The organism is Streptomyces sp. NPDC058470, assembly GCF_042721055.1.
Taxonomy (GTDB): domain Bacteria; phylum Actinomycetota; class Actinomycetes; order Streptomycetales; family Streptomycetaceae; genus Streptomyces.
Genome location: NZ_JBHXMF010000020.1, coordinates 1 through 13,416, shown reverse-complemented (window position 1 = coordinate 13,416; position 13,416 = coordinate 1). Strand labels below are relative to the sequence as shown.

Sequence of the window (13,416 nt, the reverse complement as noted above, 5' to 3'; positions counted from 1 at the left end):
GTCCACCCAGCCTATTGGCAGGGAGCCGGGGGGAAGGCGCTGGTTGCGCCGATCGGCTGAAGTAGCCCGCCCCGGCGAGGGGGAACGGGGCCGGGGCGTCCGGCGATGGCCGACCAGCGCCGGACGCCCCGGGGCTTTCAGGAACCGGACGGCCGGTACCGGGCGACCATGGGCCCGTACGCGGTCAGTGCGGCGTGGCGCTCCAGGAGCGGGTAGTCCTGGAGCTTCTCGATGATGCGATGCTCGGCGAGGAGCCGCTCGGTCTGCTGGAGTAGGACGGTGTCGCCGAGCTCGGTCAGGTGCACTCCGTCGCTCCACAGGGCGCCCGGGTCGCCGGTCAGATGCCGGGCGGCCGCGGTGAACGGGGCCCACACATCCAGGAACAGCGCACCGTGCGCGGCGGCCGCCGCGTGGGCGGCCGCGTTGTAGCGGGCGAGTTCCGCGTTCATCGCGGTGACCGTGTTGGGGTCCTCTACCGGGCCGAACGGGGTCTCGGAGACGAAGACGAGCTTGCGGGTGTAGCCGCTGAGCTGGTCGAGCATGGCGTTCAGGTGGCGGGTGTACTCCTCAAGGCCGACCGCCTCGGACGTGCGGCCCTGGAAGTGGCGCCAGACGTCGTTGATGCCGCAGCCGAGGAACGCGAGGTCGTAGTCGGTGCCGGTGGTGGCCCGGTCGGCTGCGACGATCCCGGCAATGTCGCGGCTGGTGGCGCCGCCTTCCCCTCGTTGTGGATGTCGAAGGCAATGTGCGGCCAGGCGGCGCGCAGGGACAGGGCCAGGCGGTAGACCCAGCCGCGCTGGGCCCAGGCCTCGACGGTGACCTTGGAGCCGACCTCGGGCAGGTCAGCCTGGGTGGTCATCTGCGCGTTGACGGCCTCCAGGTGCTCCATGATCGAGGTGCCGAAGAAGCCGATGGTCAGTGTGCGTCGGTCCTCACGCGGTGCGAGGGCGCCGTCGAAGGTGCGGCGAGCTGCGGCGGGGAGGCCGGTGGACACGGTGCCGGGGGCGATGCTGTGGGAGACCACCGCGTTCGCACCGACCAGAGCGTTCGCCCCGATGCGAACGCCGCCGTTGACGGTGACCTTGTTGGAGATGGTCGCGCCGGACTCGATGATGATCGGGGCTGCCTCGAACCCAGCGGCCCAGGGCACACGCTGCCCGGTGGGCACGTTTGCCGCGGTGCGGGGGCGGTGGTTGTGGTCGTGCAGGTCGACCATGTTGGAGAGCGCCGCGCCGGTGCCGATGCGGATGCCAGCCATGGCGGAGATGAAGGTGTGCTCTCCTATGGCGACGTCGTCGCCGATGGCGACGGTGGCGCCGCGGTGGACCTGGATGGTGGAGCCGCGGCGGATCGAGACCCGGTGGCCGAGGGTCAGGTGGGCGCCGGGGTCGATCTCGACCTGAAGGTCGTCGGGAAGGTCGCAGTCTTCGCCGAGGGTGAGTGCCGCGCCGTGCTCGGCGAGCAGCCGCTCGGCGACGGACGGGCGGGGCGGAGTCGTACTGGTCATCGCGGGGGTCGCGTTGGGTCGGCGTGCTCCTGCGGCGTGGTGTTGGCCCGGTCGTCCGGAGCTGCGCTGGTGACCTGCGCGTGCCACTCGGGTGGGACAGCGACGGCCGCAGGTTTTCCGCGATGGGTCACGGCCACATGCTCTCCGCCCTGCGCGCGGTCGAGCAGGTCGGATAGGCCGCGCACGGCGGTCTCTGCGGTGATGGTGTCCGCCACGGTTCCTCCGACCTGAGCGTGCCAGGCGGCCGGCACCAGCACTGCGGCCGCGTGCCCGTGCCGGGTGACCACGTGGTGGCCCCCCTTCAGGCGTACCCGGGTCAGGACTGGGCTCCATCCGGACCGGGTGTCGTCGGCGCTGCTGCTGGTCGTCTCCATGGGCCGGAAGTGTACGGACTGCCAGGACTTCACGGACAGCCGCAGACTTCCCGAACTTCCATAACTTCCCGAACTTCGAGGTTTTGCGCTACGGTCGTTCTCGTCGGAGCGAAGCCCCGATGGCTCCACCTCCGCCTCAACTGGGCGGAGTTCGCCATGCCCTTGGCTCCGTCAAGGCAGCTCACCGCACCACACACGAGGCGCTGAGGGGATCTCCTCTCCCGCCTCCGCCGGGGTCGGCGTCTTCAGCGCCGGCCGCCGACGAGCCCGATCACCTCACGAACCGAGGAGATTCACCGATGAACAGCACCAACCAGCGCGCGACCGTCGCGGCTCTCGCAGCCGTCGGGATGCTCGGACTGCTCTCAACCACCGCGCAGGCCGACACCCCGGATCCGGACAAGCCCCTGCGTACGTACACCGAGGAACGCTTCAACCCGGTGACCGGCAAGACGGAGACGGCCACCATCACGGAGTACCCGGACGTCATCAAGCGCGGCGACGACCCCAAGCCGGGCCACGACTCCACGTCCGCCGGCACACCGAACTCCAGCACCCGCGACAAGGACGCCTCCTCCGGCCAGTCCGGCACGGCCAACAACGGCTCGACCTCGCCCTCGGGCACGCTGGAGCCCGCCCTGGGCACCGGCGGCCTGTTCATCCGCAACGCCGGAGGGTCGGTCAAGGGCCTCATGGGCGAAGGCGACCGTGCGCGGATCATCGCCTGCCACCCCAGCGACCCCAGCCTGGTCAAGGTCCAGCAGATCACCAGCGGACACAACGGCTGGGGCGCGTACATCGGCTACGTGAAGATCGCCGCGTCCTCGGCGCCGAGCCGCAGCGCCTGCTGACCCCTCCCCCCGCTGCCGTGCCGGCGCTGCCCTGCCCTCGCGCGTGGGCGCGCCGGCCACGCCTCCAGCTGCCCGGCACCGCCACCACCCCGTCGGGCGGAAGAGCACCGGGCGCCGACCCACGACCCCTGCGCACGCACATCCAAGGAGAGCCACGTGCCCGAGGACATTCAGATCCTGGCCGAGCGCCGCTCGGACCTCGTCCGTCAGCTTCTGGCGTCGAACGAGAACCTCCCGACCATGAGCGCCGGGCCTGACCGTGCGGACACCGACTACGCCCACACCCTCCTGGCCGCAGACATCGCCGCACTTGAGGCCGTCCTACTCGCCGGCCTTACCGACGCCGAGCACCGTCACAGCAACTGATCACCGGCGGCCTCTTGGTGCCGCCGTTCTCGGACGCGCCGTCATGGGCCCCTCGCGGGCCCGGCCCCTGAGCCCGGGAGGTGAATCCATCCCGGGCGCGGAGGCGCCCGTCACTGAAACGGCCCCGGCCCGGTGTCTTCAGCACCTGGCCAGGGCCTCGCCAGCAGAGCCACACACCACGAACCGGTAGGAGCTCAGCAGCATGGCCAACCGTACCCGCGGCCGCGATTTCGAGCGCCGCATCCAACGAAGCAAAAGCGCCGCGTGCGGCGCCGAGCGGGCCCGCACGGCCGTCACCATCCTCCGCCGTGTCCCCGGTGGCACGCACAGCACACCGGCCTCCGGTACCAACTCCACGGTCGGGGGTTCCTGATGGCCTTCCGCCGCAGCAGCGAGAGCAACAACCGCTCCTCCAGCAGCGGAAGTTCGACCCCGAAGGGCTTCACGCCGGAGCACCGGGCCGGGCAGCAGCGCCTGAATGACCGGCTGACCTGCAGCCGCCTGGAAGAGCGCCCCAAGGACGCACCGCCCGGCAGCTTCTGACCTGTCCCGGTCCGTATCTCTTCGACGGGCGCACCTCCGCCGTCCCGGCTCCTGCCGGGGCGGCGTTCGTGCATTCAGGCCGCGCGGTCCAGGGACCTCGCCCCCGCCGATGACCGTCGGCGCCGCTGCTCCCGTGCGCACGGTCGTTGACGCCGGCGTGCACCGCCGTTCGGACGCGAGGTCCCCGCGCAGGATTCTGCCTACCCGACGGCTGTCTGCCGACAGGCGTGGAGATAGTCCTCAAGCGGCTCCCGGCCGACCGCGAGTCGCCGAACGTCAACCTGCTCGGCCTCCCAGATCGGCGCCGGGGCGAGCTCGCCCGCCTCGTCCGCGTGCAGCTGCGTGCCGAAAACCTGCGGCCGGCCCTGGGCGACGCGGACTCGATCCTGCAGCAGCGCCGAGTGCCGCGGGTCGGCCTCGCCGGCCAGCACCGCCTCCGCCAACAAGTCCCGGCACCTGAGCTGGAAGTCGGGTGCCGGATCGCTGTGCTGGGCGAACAGCCAAACAGCCGTCGCGGCACGCTCCCCGACTTCCGAGATGCCCGGCCATCCCCGCACCGCGAGGAGCTGCTCCAGCCAGATCCGGTTGTCCCGGTCGATCTCCTGCCATCGCTCCATCACCTCCGGCGTCCGCGACGCCGGAGGCAGCAGCCGCACCTCCTGGTCCAGCTCCATCCGGCGCAGCAGCTCCGCCGCCAGCTCCTTATCCGGCGCGGCCGCGGCTCGCGGCCGCGCTACGGCATCAATGACGTCGAAGAGATGGGCGCCGAGGACCTTGGTGTCCGTCGGGGTGTCCAGGACCTCGAGTGCGTCACGATCCACCCAGTGCACCGGGAGCGCGGGCGCGCCCTGCGGCTCGTAGGTCAGCGGCACGACGCCGACGAAGACGTGGTCCCGGTGCAGGTGCCGCCCGTCAGCTCGGCTGTCCGGGCCAGCCGCGATGTCCACGGTCCACCACGGGCCCGGGACGGCAGGGTGCGGGTACCCCTCCGGAAGTGGAGCCGGCAGGAGGCGCGGGCAATATCCGGACTCTTCGAGCGCCGTGCGCATCGCAGCGTCCTGGGGCGTCTCGGCCTGCTCCTCGCGGACATGGCCTCCCGGCCGGAGGTAGCCGCCAGGCCGGGGGTGCGCGATGACGCACATCCGCCACGAGGCCCCGAAACGCGCGAAGAGAAACGTGCTCGCGGTCAGGTGCCGGACCAAGTCCATGGCGAACCTCCAGGGTCGATGTGTCGGGCTGCCGAGGTCCTACCCCTGCGGCCTCTGTCCACAGCTCCACGCTCGTACGGTCCGGTTCCCGATCACGGAACGGAAGGGCCCTATATGTCCGCAATAGCTTGGCTTCGGCTGTCTGACGACCGGCTAGTTCGAGCCGATCGTGTCGTCGCCGTCGACCTGTGGGGCCCGGGGCCCGAGAACACCCTCCAGGCGGAGGTCACGACCGCGGTTCTCGGGCAGCCGGCGCGGATCGTGGCCCAGCTCGCCGGCCCCGACACGTCCTGGGTCCATGTCGCGACGTGCGCCGCCGTGCGCGGCGGCGAGTTGATCACGGGATTGCTCGGCGCGATCGCGGCGGCGGCTGCGCGGCCTTCGGGTATCGCGTTCGTCTACGGGCTGCGGCAGGGCGGGGAGCTGACGCGGTGGACGTATGGGGCGACGATTCCGCTCACCGACCCCCGCGTTGCACCGTTTCATGAGGTTCACGACTCCGCTCCGGGGCGGTGGCTGGTGCGTCCGCTGCGGAGTGGGGCGCAGGAAGGTTCCTGAGCCCCGTCACGCCGGGCGGTCGTCAGCTGCAGTGTTCAGGGGCGGTGACCGCCCGGCTCCTGGCCGTGGTCCGCCGGCTGGAGGTGGAAGGAATGTTCACAAGGAGCAGCCGGCCGCTGCGCCACCCATCCCGACTCGTACGCGGCGGGATCGTGGACGGTGCGCAGGTGGGTGAATCCGAGGCGCTCGTAGTAGGCGTGGAGGCGGGTGTTTGCCGTCCAGGCGTCGAGGCGTAGCCACTTCGCCCCGTCACGGGCCGCCTGATCTCCGCACCAGTCCAGGATCGCGGCTCCGAGGCCCTGGCCGTTGCCTGGCCGCGCGAGGGTCAATTTGTGTACGTAGAGCGCTTGTTCGTCTCTCTCCTCTTCGCTCCACAGGACCGGCTCGGCCTTTCGGTCGAGGGTGACGGTGGCCACGGCCAAGTCCCGCGGGGTCGGGTGGAAGAGGTAGACCTCGCCGGCGGACACGCTGTCGATGAGGAGTTCGGGTGGGTAGGGCGTGGACCACTGGTCGCTGCCGTTCGCGCTCAGCCAGCTGGCCGCGTCAGTGCGGAACTTCAGGAGTCGGGGGATGTCGGCCGGCACGGCCCGGACGACGATCACTCGCCGCCTCGCTCGGTGTGGCGGAAGCGCTCGTACACGGTGATGTTGCGGTGGGCCGGCAGCGTGAAGAGGGTGACCTGCACGGGCAAGTCGGCGGCGTCGTAGTTGGTGCTGATGATTTTGATGGCGGGGACTGAGTTGCCTGCACCGAGGCCCAGGCGGATGTTCTCTCCCTCGGTGGTCGTGTGGGGGTGGATCTCGTCGATGGAGCGGACGATCTCGTGCCCGAGTTCGGCGAGGACGCGGTTGGTGCCGCGTTCGACGTTGTCCTGCAGTACCCAGTCGCTTCTCTCGACTATGCGCAGCGCCACGTAGGAGTCGTCGGTGTGGGCCGCGGCTCCGTCGACCATGTTGGTTCTGCGCCGTACGGCCACGTATTCGCCATCCAGCAGGGCAAGTCGGCTGCGGACCAGTTCGTCTGCCGGCTCGCGGGTGATCTCGTCCATCCGGGCGTCGCCCTTGCGGTGCGCGGCGTCGAGGAGGGAGGTGTAGACGTCGATGTTGGGCGCCTGCTCGTGGAACTCCGACTGCGGATAGAAGAGCAGCGGCTTCCAGTCGTGGACCCAGGCGCCCGAGCCTTTGCGTGTCCGCACAATGCCCTCGGCCTTGAGTTTCTCCAGCACGCGAACCAGTGACTGCCGGCTCAGACCGTACTCGTCGCCGAGAACCTGTGCCGAGGGCAGTTTGTCCGGAGAGCCGTCCGGTTTGCGGAAGTCTCCGGCCTTGATGCGTTCGCGCAGCAGGATGACGACGTCGTCAACCGTCGCCTTCTCCTGCGGCTTCCGCGGGCGATTGTTACTCATGGCCGCACCTTAGCAACCTGTCGCGACAGGTTAGCAAGAGTCGCCTCGCGATGCACACCCCACCCATTAGGGCATTGCCGCCTCGGCGCCGCATTGACCTGGCCCGGCAACTCAACCTGTCTTGACAGGTGTTGACGAGCTGCCAGCTGATCGCTACGGTCGTGATCGGCACCACAACCTGTCTTGACAGGTTGTGGTGCTTAAGACCCTTATTCCGGGTCTAAGTAGCTCAATTCGGCGCACTGTCGGGGCTCGCGCGATGCAAGCCCGCTCCTTGAAAACTGCACAGCGGACACAGGACTGAGCGTCCGAGGGGGTGCCCGTCGGCTTTGCCGCACGGCCCCGTTCGGGCACGCAACAGTCCAGACAACCAAGGCCCGGCGCACCACGTGTGTGCCGTGGCCTTGGCCGTCTGGCCAACACGACGGCCCTGGTCAGGAGTTACCTCCCGGCCAGGGCCGCGCTCGGCCCCTCATGGGGAGTCGCCACTCCCGCACGGGGCCTCATCCGAACACCTCACTCAGCGAGGAGTCCGAACTATGTCCCACATTAGTGATCGCTCCGCCCGCTCCACCGCCCAGGGCGGGGCCACCAGCTCCGCGCACTCCAAGACGATCGCCGCCTCGGTCGACACCAAGGCCCGTGCCCGCGCTGCCGAAGTGGCCGGGGCGTACCTGACGAACCTGAATCTGGCCGCCAACTCCGCGGCCGCGAAGGCGGTGCGCTGATGGCCACGCCCACCGACTTCGAGCCCGTACACCCCAGCCTGGCCGAGTTCGCGGGGATGGCCCGCAACCGTCTCGGCAGCCTGAGCCCGGCGCAGCGCCGCGTCCAGGCGGCCGAGGCCGCCCGTGACGTACTGCGCCGCGCGATCAGGCTCGACCTGCAGGGCATGCAGACCGACGAACTCGTCCTGGAAGTGCTGGAGATGCGGGCTGCTCTGGCCGGCCTGCTGACCGTCACGGTCCCGGCCGCCACTCCGCCCGCTCCCACCGACGACGGCGCCCTCAGCGACGACGACCTGGTCGCCAGCCTCTTCGACCTCATCAGCGATGCGGCGCCTCTGGATGCCGACGTGGTCGTCCACGTCGGCCGCCCGCTGCCCAATCCGCTGTTCAACTCCCTGGTGCGGGCGATCAACGCACCGGGGCTGCACGACGCCGGTGAATACCTGGAGGCTCGCGGGCACTGCGGGACCTCCACCGTGCACATCACCGCGATGGCCGCCCGCGCAGGTGCCCGGTGACCCAGAGCGAGCCGCCGGACCGGCGGCCCCGCGAGAACCGGATCCTGGCCGAACCCGCCACGCTCGAACGGTGCCGGAAGGACTACGACACCGGCTCGGCCGACCGCGCCACCGCCCACAAGCAGATGAGCCGCCGGGCGGTCCCTGATGCCTCGTGAACTCGGCCCGCCCCACACCGCCTCGTTCGGACTCCGCCTCTACGGCGGCAGTACGACCGACCGCTGGTGACCTTCAGCTCCACGCCGCGGGGGACGGCTGTGCCCCGCGGCCTCTCGCGTCTCCGCCCCGCGGAGCCGCCTCGCACAGGAGAAAAACGGTGACCACCCCCTCCAGTTCGCCCACCACGACAACCCCGACGGACTCCGCCACCGAGGCCGACCGGCCTCAGCTGAACAAGGCGCAGCGCGTGATCGTCGGCGTCGTGGTCGGCGGCGCTGTGGTGATCGCCGGCATCGGGTTCGCCGGCTCGTACGCCGCGGTCCGCGACCTTGCGATCCGCAAGGGCTTCGGGACGTTTGCCCATGTGTTCCCGCTCGGGGTCGACGCGGGGATTCTCGTGCTGCTCGCGCTGGACCTACTGCTGACCTGGCTCCGGATGCCGTTTCCCATGCTGCGGCAGACCGCGTGGCTGCTGACCAGCGCGACGATCGCGTTCAACGGCGCGGCGGCCTGGCCGGACCCGCTCGGCGTCGGCATGCACGCGGTGATCCCCATTCTTTTCGTCGTGACGGTCGAGGCCGCCCGGCACGCGATCGGGCAGCTGGCGAACATCACGGTCGGCCGTCACATGGAGCCGGTCCGGCTGATCCGGTGGCTGCTGTCGCCGCTGCCCACGTTCAAACTGTGGCGGCGGATGAAGCTGTGGGAGCTGCGGTCGTACGAGCGGGTCCTCGAACTCGAGCAGGAGCGCCTCGTCTACCAGGCCCGGCTGCGGACCCGGTTCGGTCGCGCCTGGCGCCGCAAGGCCCCGGTCGAGGCCCTGCTGCCGCTAAAGCTCACCCGCTACGGCGTCCCGCTCAGCTCCAGCCGCGTCCCGGCTTCGGCCCCTCCGCAGAACGTGAAGGGCGACGCACTGGAGAACCACGTCGCCGACGCCCTCGCAATCACCTCGACCGCAGGCGAGGTCCCGGGACCCCTCCTCGTCACCGAGGGCATGAACGTTCCTCCGCACCCCGTGAACTCGGGAGCCGACGCCAGCGTGAACCTCCGCACCGGGGGTGCGCCGACGCCGCGGCCGGCAGCCGTGAATCCGGCTGCCGGCCGTGAACGTGGCCCCGTGAATCCGCCTGCGGGTTCGGGCGTGAACCCGCCGGTTCACGCGCCGGCCGATGCTCCCGTGAACGATTCACGCAGGGGTGATTCACGGCAGCCCGTGAACCGGTGCGCAAGCGCCCCCGATTCACGCATGAAGCCGTTCACGCCCCCCGTGAACAGCGGCAGCGTGAACCGCGTGAAGTCCGTGAATCCGCTGCTCACAGGCACCGTGAACGGATTCACGCCGATCGTGAATCACCGTGAATTCACGCGTGAACCGGAGGACGTGAATCGGCGGGACTGGAGCGTGAACCGGCCCGTGAAGCTGACCGTGAACCGGTCGGCCGATCGTGAATCCGACGGCGTGAACGACCCGTCCGACACCGTGAATCCGGACTCGGACGAGGTCGTGAACGACGACGACGGCAACCGTGAAGAGGACGGCGTGAACGGCCGATCCGTGAATTCACGCCGCCCGCGCGTGCACGCCGCGAAGACGCCGGCGCCGACGTCGGTTCACGCAGCTGTCGGTGCTCCCAGCCCGAAGCAAGCCGAGCGGGCCAGGGCCGCGGCCGCGTGGCATGCGGCCAAGAGGAAGAACCCGGACCTGACGCAGAAGGAGTTCGCCGAGAGCCTCGGCAAGTCCCCGGCCTGGGTGACCAAGGTCCTCAAGGAGGCGGCCCGTGTGGCCGCGGAGACGGCCGGCGGATCCCGGGACGCACCCGATGGCTGAGCCGGCCAGCAAGGGCCACCACGGCTGGATACGCCCGGGGCCGGGCTCTGTGCCCGGCCCCGGCGAGACCCGCACCAGCCAGCTCTCAGGGCTGTTGACCTGCGACGACGCAGACCACGACGAAGAGTTCATCCGCATGCTGATCCACCTCGCCCTGGAAGGTGAGCGGATCACCGGAGCCTCCGAGGAGGGAGGGAACGTGACCACCGCAGACGAGAAGACCGACCCGTTCCACGTGCCGCTGCCGGATGAGGTGCCCGTACCCGCGCCGCGCACGGAGGCAGCAGGCCCCGACGGCGGCCAGGCGACGGCCAGGCCGTCGATCCCAGCCCCTGCCGACGCGGATGTAGACGCCCCTGTAGATGGTGTAGATGCGCAGGTCAGCGCCCCGGAAGCGGGTGCGCCGCCCCTCCAGGGGAGCGGGGCGGAGCCTGTCATTCCGGCCATGCCGGCATCGCCGCCCGAGCCGCCGGAGAAGGACTCCGATTGGTGGCGGACCGACCGGCCCGGACCGAAGACCGCGCCCCCTGCGCAGGGTTCTCCTCGCGAGACCAAGCAGGGCTGGTGGGACCGCCTCTACAAGGACCAGGACGCGGACCTCGACACCTACAGCGGGCACGTCCTGACCGTTCCGGCCGGCGGAGGACCGGTTCTCATCGAGGTCCAGAAGAGCCCCGAGCCGCAGGCCTCTGAACCGGAGGCGGCCGGCGCCGAGGAGCCCGCCGGCCGCCCGCAGGCCCTCGATGTCCACAAGCCGCAGCCGACCCTCCAGATCCGTACGCAGCCGGTGAAGCAGTGGCGCCCCACCCGCTTCTGGCGTGTCATCACCTTCAACGGGACTGCCGCCGCGGTCGGCTCCGCCATCGGACTGAACGCCTATCTCTCCCAGTTCCCCCCGGCCGCCGTCGCCGCTGCCGGCGGCCTGCTCGGAGCCGGCATGGCGCTCGGCTGCGGGTTCACGGCGTGGAAGGCCGCGGGCAGCGAGATGCTCGCGCCGTTCGTGCCGTTCGGCGCTCTGGGCCGCCTCGCCGCGGTCTTCGTCGCCGCCGAGGTCGGACGCCGCCTCGGGCAGGAACTCCTGCCGTACACCTCCGACATCGTCGCCCGCCATGTCGGCCTGAACCAGAGCGACACCTCCCTGCTCGTCGTCGGCCTCACCATGTGCGGCGCCTCGGGCTGGCTGGTGTGGCGCACCCGCTACGGCGGCCTGCTCAAGCGCTGGCTGGCGCGCATCCCGCTGGCCACTTCCCTGCTCGTCTGCGCGCTGTACTCCACCGGCCCTGTCATCTGAAAGGCATCCACCCGTGACCCCCATGAACACCGTGCTCGCCGCACCCGCCTCCGGCGCCAGCTTCACCCAGGGCCTGGGAGCGGTCGGCCTCTCCTCCCTCGCGGCCGCCGGTTTCATCGTCCTGATCATCGCCATCCGCAACAAGTCGAAGATCACCAAGAAGTACTTCGATGACCGCCGCTACCTCGCCGGGCTCGCTGCCGTGATCGGCGTCCTGTTCATGCTCGCTGGGGGGACCTGGAGGAGTCTGGCCGAGGGAGTCCACGGCACGGCGGCCTCGACCCTCACCGATCCGAACCTCATCGCCGGTGCCACGCCTGCCGGCCTGGCCCTGGTCCTCGGCGTCATGGCCTTCCTGCCCGAATGGCAGAAGCGTCTTCCCCCGGCGTTCTTCGGCCTGAGCTTCGGCGTCGCGTGCGGCCTCGCGGGCGCGTTCTGGGGAATCCTCTTCAAGGTGACCGGCGCGTTCCTGGAGAAGCTGGCATGAGAGCGCTGCTCAAGGAGATCAGCATCCCGTTCCAGGGCGGCAGGCAGACGCCGCGGCTGCTGCTCCTTCCGCTCCTGACCGGGTCGCGCCTCATTGCGTCGTTCCTGCTGCGCAGAGTGGGCCGCGTCGTCAAGCTCGGCTGGACGGCGGCCATGAACCTCGACGCCCCGCCGCCGAAGGCCGCCCCGGCCGCAGCGGAACAGAGCGGCGACCCCGCTGACGACGACTCCGCGAGCAAGGCGGGCCCGAACACCACCAAGGTCTCCAAGAAGGCGGCGCATGCCGCTGCCGATGACGTGATCGAGCGGGTCGGTTTGGGCTGTCTGATCATCCTGTTCGTCGGCGTCGTCGTCGCGGGGCTTCTCTGGCTGTTCATGTGGCTCGTCTGGCCGCACATCGCCCCATACGTACCGGTCAGCTGCACCGTGCTCGCGGTGGTGTGGGTGATCGTCGCGTGGATGATCGCTCCCCCGCTGCAGGAGACCACCACCCAAAATGATCATGAAAAATCTGCGGGGGAGCAGGAGCAGGAATCCGCCCAGGACCGGTTCGCCCGGTTGCTCGTCCGGTTCATCGTGGCCGCCGTCCGGGACGCCGCGCCGGAGCACATGGGCGTTCACATCGCAGAGCTCCTGGCGCGGCTCCAGCAGGAGGCGCAGGGCTTCGACAACTGGGAGCAACTCCAGCTGCGGGAGTGGTGCACTGCCGCCGGCATCCCCGTCAGCAGGAATGTCCGCGCCAAAGGGAAGGGGCCCACCTGGGGGGTCCGCGTTGACGAGCTGCAGGGGGTCTTCCGCACCTCTCTGGACGAGGCGGTGGAGGCCCTCTCTCGACCCGTCCTCCGGGCCCCGTCGGAGGGGTCCCCCGCCGGCCCCGTCCAGGCCGGGGAGGAGGGCCCCGCCGCACCCCTCTCCCCACCCCTCTCCCCACCCCTCTCCGCACCCCCCGCCGAGGCCCCCGCCGAGGCCCCTGTTCCGGCCGGGCAGAGCACCCCCGTTCAGCCCCACCTCCAGGCTGTTCCCGACCCCTCCCCTGGCGCCGTCGCGTAACCGGGCCCTGTGGGGGTGCAGATGCCGTCTACACCCCCATCTACCAGGGCATCTACCGCTCATCTCACCGTGATCGACAGGCCGTCGACGCCTCCGTCGACGGTCCGTCGACACCACGTTGACGGGCGGCACCCGACCTGCACCGGTCTCTTCACCGGCGGCGAGAAAACGCCCCTGACCATCCGCGGCCACGGCCTTCGCCCTCTACGATCCGGTTGTCCATCGATCGGATCAGGAGGCGTCCCGTGCCGTTCACGTACAACTGTCCGCCCTGCGGCACGGAGTCCCGGCCCTACACCTTCCGCGCCGGCGCGGAGGGCCACGGCGTGCGTCACCGCAATCGGCGTCACGACGGTGACTACCCCGTGGGCGAATGCATCCGGCCCATCGCCTGGGTCAACCCGCTCGCACGCGCGGGTGTCTGGCGTCCTTCCCGAGGCGACGCCGTCGCCGCGGTGGTCGCCGGCCTGCTCGTTCTCTGGAGTGTCTGGCACGCGTTCACGAACTGACCCCGGGGGCTGCACATCTCGCGAGATGTGCAGCC

At 70.3% G+C, this 13,416-nt stretch carries 18 protein-coding genes; 13 read left to right on the top strand and 5 right to left on the bottom strand.

Annotated features, from left to right (window positions below; genetic code table 11):
* Window positions 1-137: 137 nt before the first annotated feature.
* Together ACFWP7_RS16690 and ACFWP7_RS16685 are read right to left on the bottom strand one after the other, a co-directional pair.
* Window positions 138-755 carry an SGNH/GDSL hydrolase family protein gene (locus ACFWP7_RS16690; protein WP_384382301.1) on the bottom strand — a complete coding sequence of 206 codons (618 nt, stop codon included), beginning with the start codon at window positions 753-755 and terminating at the stop codon, window positions 138-140.
* Window positions 756-1,503: 748 nt separating this feature from the next.
* The gene (locus tag ACFWP7_RS16685) at window positions 1,504-1,881 is read right to left on the bottom strand and encodes a type II toxin-antitoxin system Phd/YefM family antitoxin (RefSeq protein WP_384382068.1); all 378 of its coding nucleotides are present in this window, start codon (window positions 1,879-1,881) and stop codon (window positions 1,504-1,506) included.
* Window positions 1,882-2,180: 299 nt separating this feature from the next.
* Here ACFWP7_RS16685 and ACFWP7_RS16680 point away from each other — a divergent pair, with 299 nt between their 5' ends.
* The 4 genes from ACFWP7_RS16680 (at window position 2,181) to ACFWP7_RS16665 (ending at window position 3,641) form a co-directional block, all read left to right on the top strand.
* Window positions 2,181-2,732 (top strand): hypothetical protein, encoded by a 552-nt coding sequence (locus tag ACFWP7_RS16680; protein ID WP_384382066.1) that lies wholly within the window; start codon window positions 2,181-2,183, stop codon window positions 2,730-2,732.
* A 156-nt stretch (window positions 2,733-2,888) separates the two neighbouring features.
* Window positions 2,889-3,098, top strand: coding sequence for a hypothetical protein (locus ACFWP7_RS16675; RefSeq protein ID WP_384382064.1), 210 nt, complete (start codon window positions 2,889-2,891; stop codon window positions 3,096-3,098).
* A 202-nt stretch (window positions 3,099-3,300) separates the two neighbouring features.
* Window positions 3,301-3,471 carry a hypothetical protein gene (locus tag ACFWP7_RS16670; protein WP_384382062.1) on the top strand — a complete coding sequence of 57 codons (171 nt, stop codon included), beginning with the start codon at window positions 3,301-3,303 and terminating at the stop codon, window positions 3,469-3,471.
* Window positions 3,471-3,641: a hypothetical protein gene (locus ACFWP7_RS16665; RefSeq protein ID WP_384382060.1), complete on the top strand. Its 171-nt coding sequence runs from the start codon at window positions 3,471-3,473 to the stop codon at window positions 3,639-3,641. The genes ACFWP7_RS16670 and ACFWP7_RS16665 overlap by 1 nt, the downstream gene beginning before the upstream one ends.
* Window positions 3,642-3,841: 200 nt before the next feature.
* Here the strand turns inward: ACFWP7_RS16665 and ACFWP7_RS16660 are convergent, their stop codons facing one another.
* Window positions 3,842-4,849 carry a DUF6624 domain-containing protein gene (locus ACFWP7_RS16660; protein WP_384382058.1) on the bottom strand — a complete coding sequence of 336 codons (1,008 nt, stop codon included), beginning with the start codon at window positions 4,847-4,849 and terminating at the stop codon, window positions 3,842-3,844.
* A gap of 114 nt (window positions 4,850-4,963) precedes the next feature.
* On the opposite strand from ACFWP7_RS16660, the gene ACFWP7_RS16655 reads away from it, so the two are divergent.
* Complete coding sequence (locus tag ACFWP7_RS16655) at window positions 4,964-5,407, top strand: hypothetical protein (RefSeq protein WP_384382056.1); 444 nt, start codon at window positions 4,964-4,966, stop codon at window positions 5,405-5,407.
* Between the two features lie 35 nt (window positions 5,408-5,442).
* On the opposite strand, the gene ACFWP7_RS16650 is transcribed toward ACFWP7_RS16655, so the two are convergent.
* Both ACFWP7_RS16650 and ACFWP7_RS16645 read right to left on the bottom strand, forming a co-directional pair.
* Window positions 5,443-6,009: a GNAT family N-acetyltransferase gene (locus ACFWP7_RS16650; RefSeq protein WP_384382054.1), complete on the bottom strand. Its 567-nt coding sequence runs from the start codon at window positions 6,007-6,009 to the stop codon at window positions 5,443-5,445.
* Entirely contained in the window at window positions 6,006-6,812 is an 807-nt protein-coding gene (locus ACFWP7_RS16645) for a GntR family transcriptional regulator (protein WP_384382052.1), read from the bottom strand. The genes ACFWP7_RS16650 and ACFWP7_RS16645 overlap by 4 nt, the downstream gene beginning before the upstream one ends.
* Window positions 6,813-7,351: 539 nt before the next feature.
* On the opposite strand from ACFWP7_RS16645, the gene ACFWP7_RS16640 reads away from it, so the two are divergent.
* The 8 genes from ACFWP7_RS16640 to ACFWP7_RS16605 all read left to right on the top strand — a co-directional run bounded on the left by ACFWP7_RS16640 (window position 7,352) and on the right by ACFWP7_RS16605 (window position 13,381).
* Window positions 7,352-7,540, top strand: coding sequence for a hypothetical protein (locus ACFWP7_RS16640; RefSeq protein ID WP_384382050.1), 189 nt, complete (start codon window positions 7,352-7,354; stop codon window positions 7,538-7,540).
* Entirely contained in the window at window positions 7,540-8,058 is a 519-nt protein-coding gene (locus ACFWP7_RS16635) for a hypothetical protein (protein WP_384382048.1), read from the top strand. The genes ACFWP7_RS16640 and ACFWP7_RS16635 overlap by 1 nt, the downstream gene beginning before the upstream one ends.
* Complete coding sequence (locus ACFWP7_RS16630; protein WP_384382046.1) at window positions 8,055-8,216, top strand: hypothetical protein; 162 nt, start codon at window positions 8,055-8,057, stop codon at window positions 8,214-8,216. The genes ACFWP7_RS16635 and ACFWP7_RS16630 overlap by 4 nt, the downstream gene beginning before the upstream one ends.
* A 230-nt stretch (window positions 8,217-8,446) precedes the next feature.
* Window positions 8,447-10,045 (top strand): DUF2637 domain-containing protein, encoded by a 1,599-nt coding sequence (locus ACFWP7_RS16625; protein ID WP_384382299.1) that lies wholly within the window; start codon window positions 8,447-8,449, stop codon window positions 10,043-10,045.
* The gene (locus ACFWP7_RS16620; RefSeq protein WP_384382043.1) at window positions 10,038-11,336 is read left to right on the top strand and encodes a hypothetical protein; all 1,299 of its coding nucleotides are present in this window, start codon (window positions 10,038-10,040) and stop codon (window positions 11,334-11,336) included. Before ACFWP7_RS16625 ends, ACFWP7_RS16620 begins: the two co-directional genes overlap by 8 nt.
* A 13-nt stretch (window positions 11,337-11,349) precedes the next feature.
* Entirely contained in the window at window positions 11,350-11,823 is a 474-nt protein-coding gene (locus ACFWP7_RS16615) for a hypothetical protein (RefSeq protein WP_384382041.1), read from the top strand.
* Complete coding sequence (locus ACFWP7_RS16610; protein WP_384382039.1) at window positions 11,820-12,872, top strand: hypothetical protein; 1,053 nt, start codon at window positions 11,820-11,822, stop codon at window positions 12,870-12,872. The genes ACFWP7_RS16615 and ACFWP7_RS16610 overlap by 4 nt, the downstream gene beginning before the upstream one ends.
* A gap of 245 nt (window positions 12,873-13,117) precedes the next feature.
* Window positions 13,118-13,381: a hypothetical protein gene (locus tag ACFWP7_RS16605; protein ID WP_384382038.1), complete on the top strand. Its 264-nt coding sequence runs from the start codon at window positions 13,118-13,120 to the stop codon at window positions 13,379-13,381.
* Window positions 13,382-13,416 lie beyond the last annotated feature (35 nt).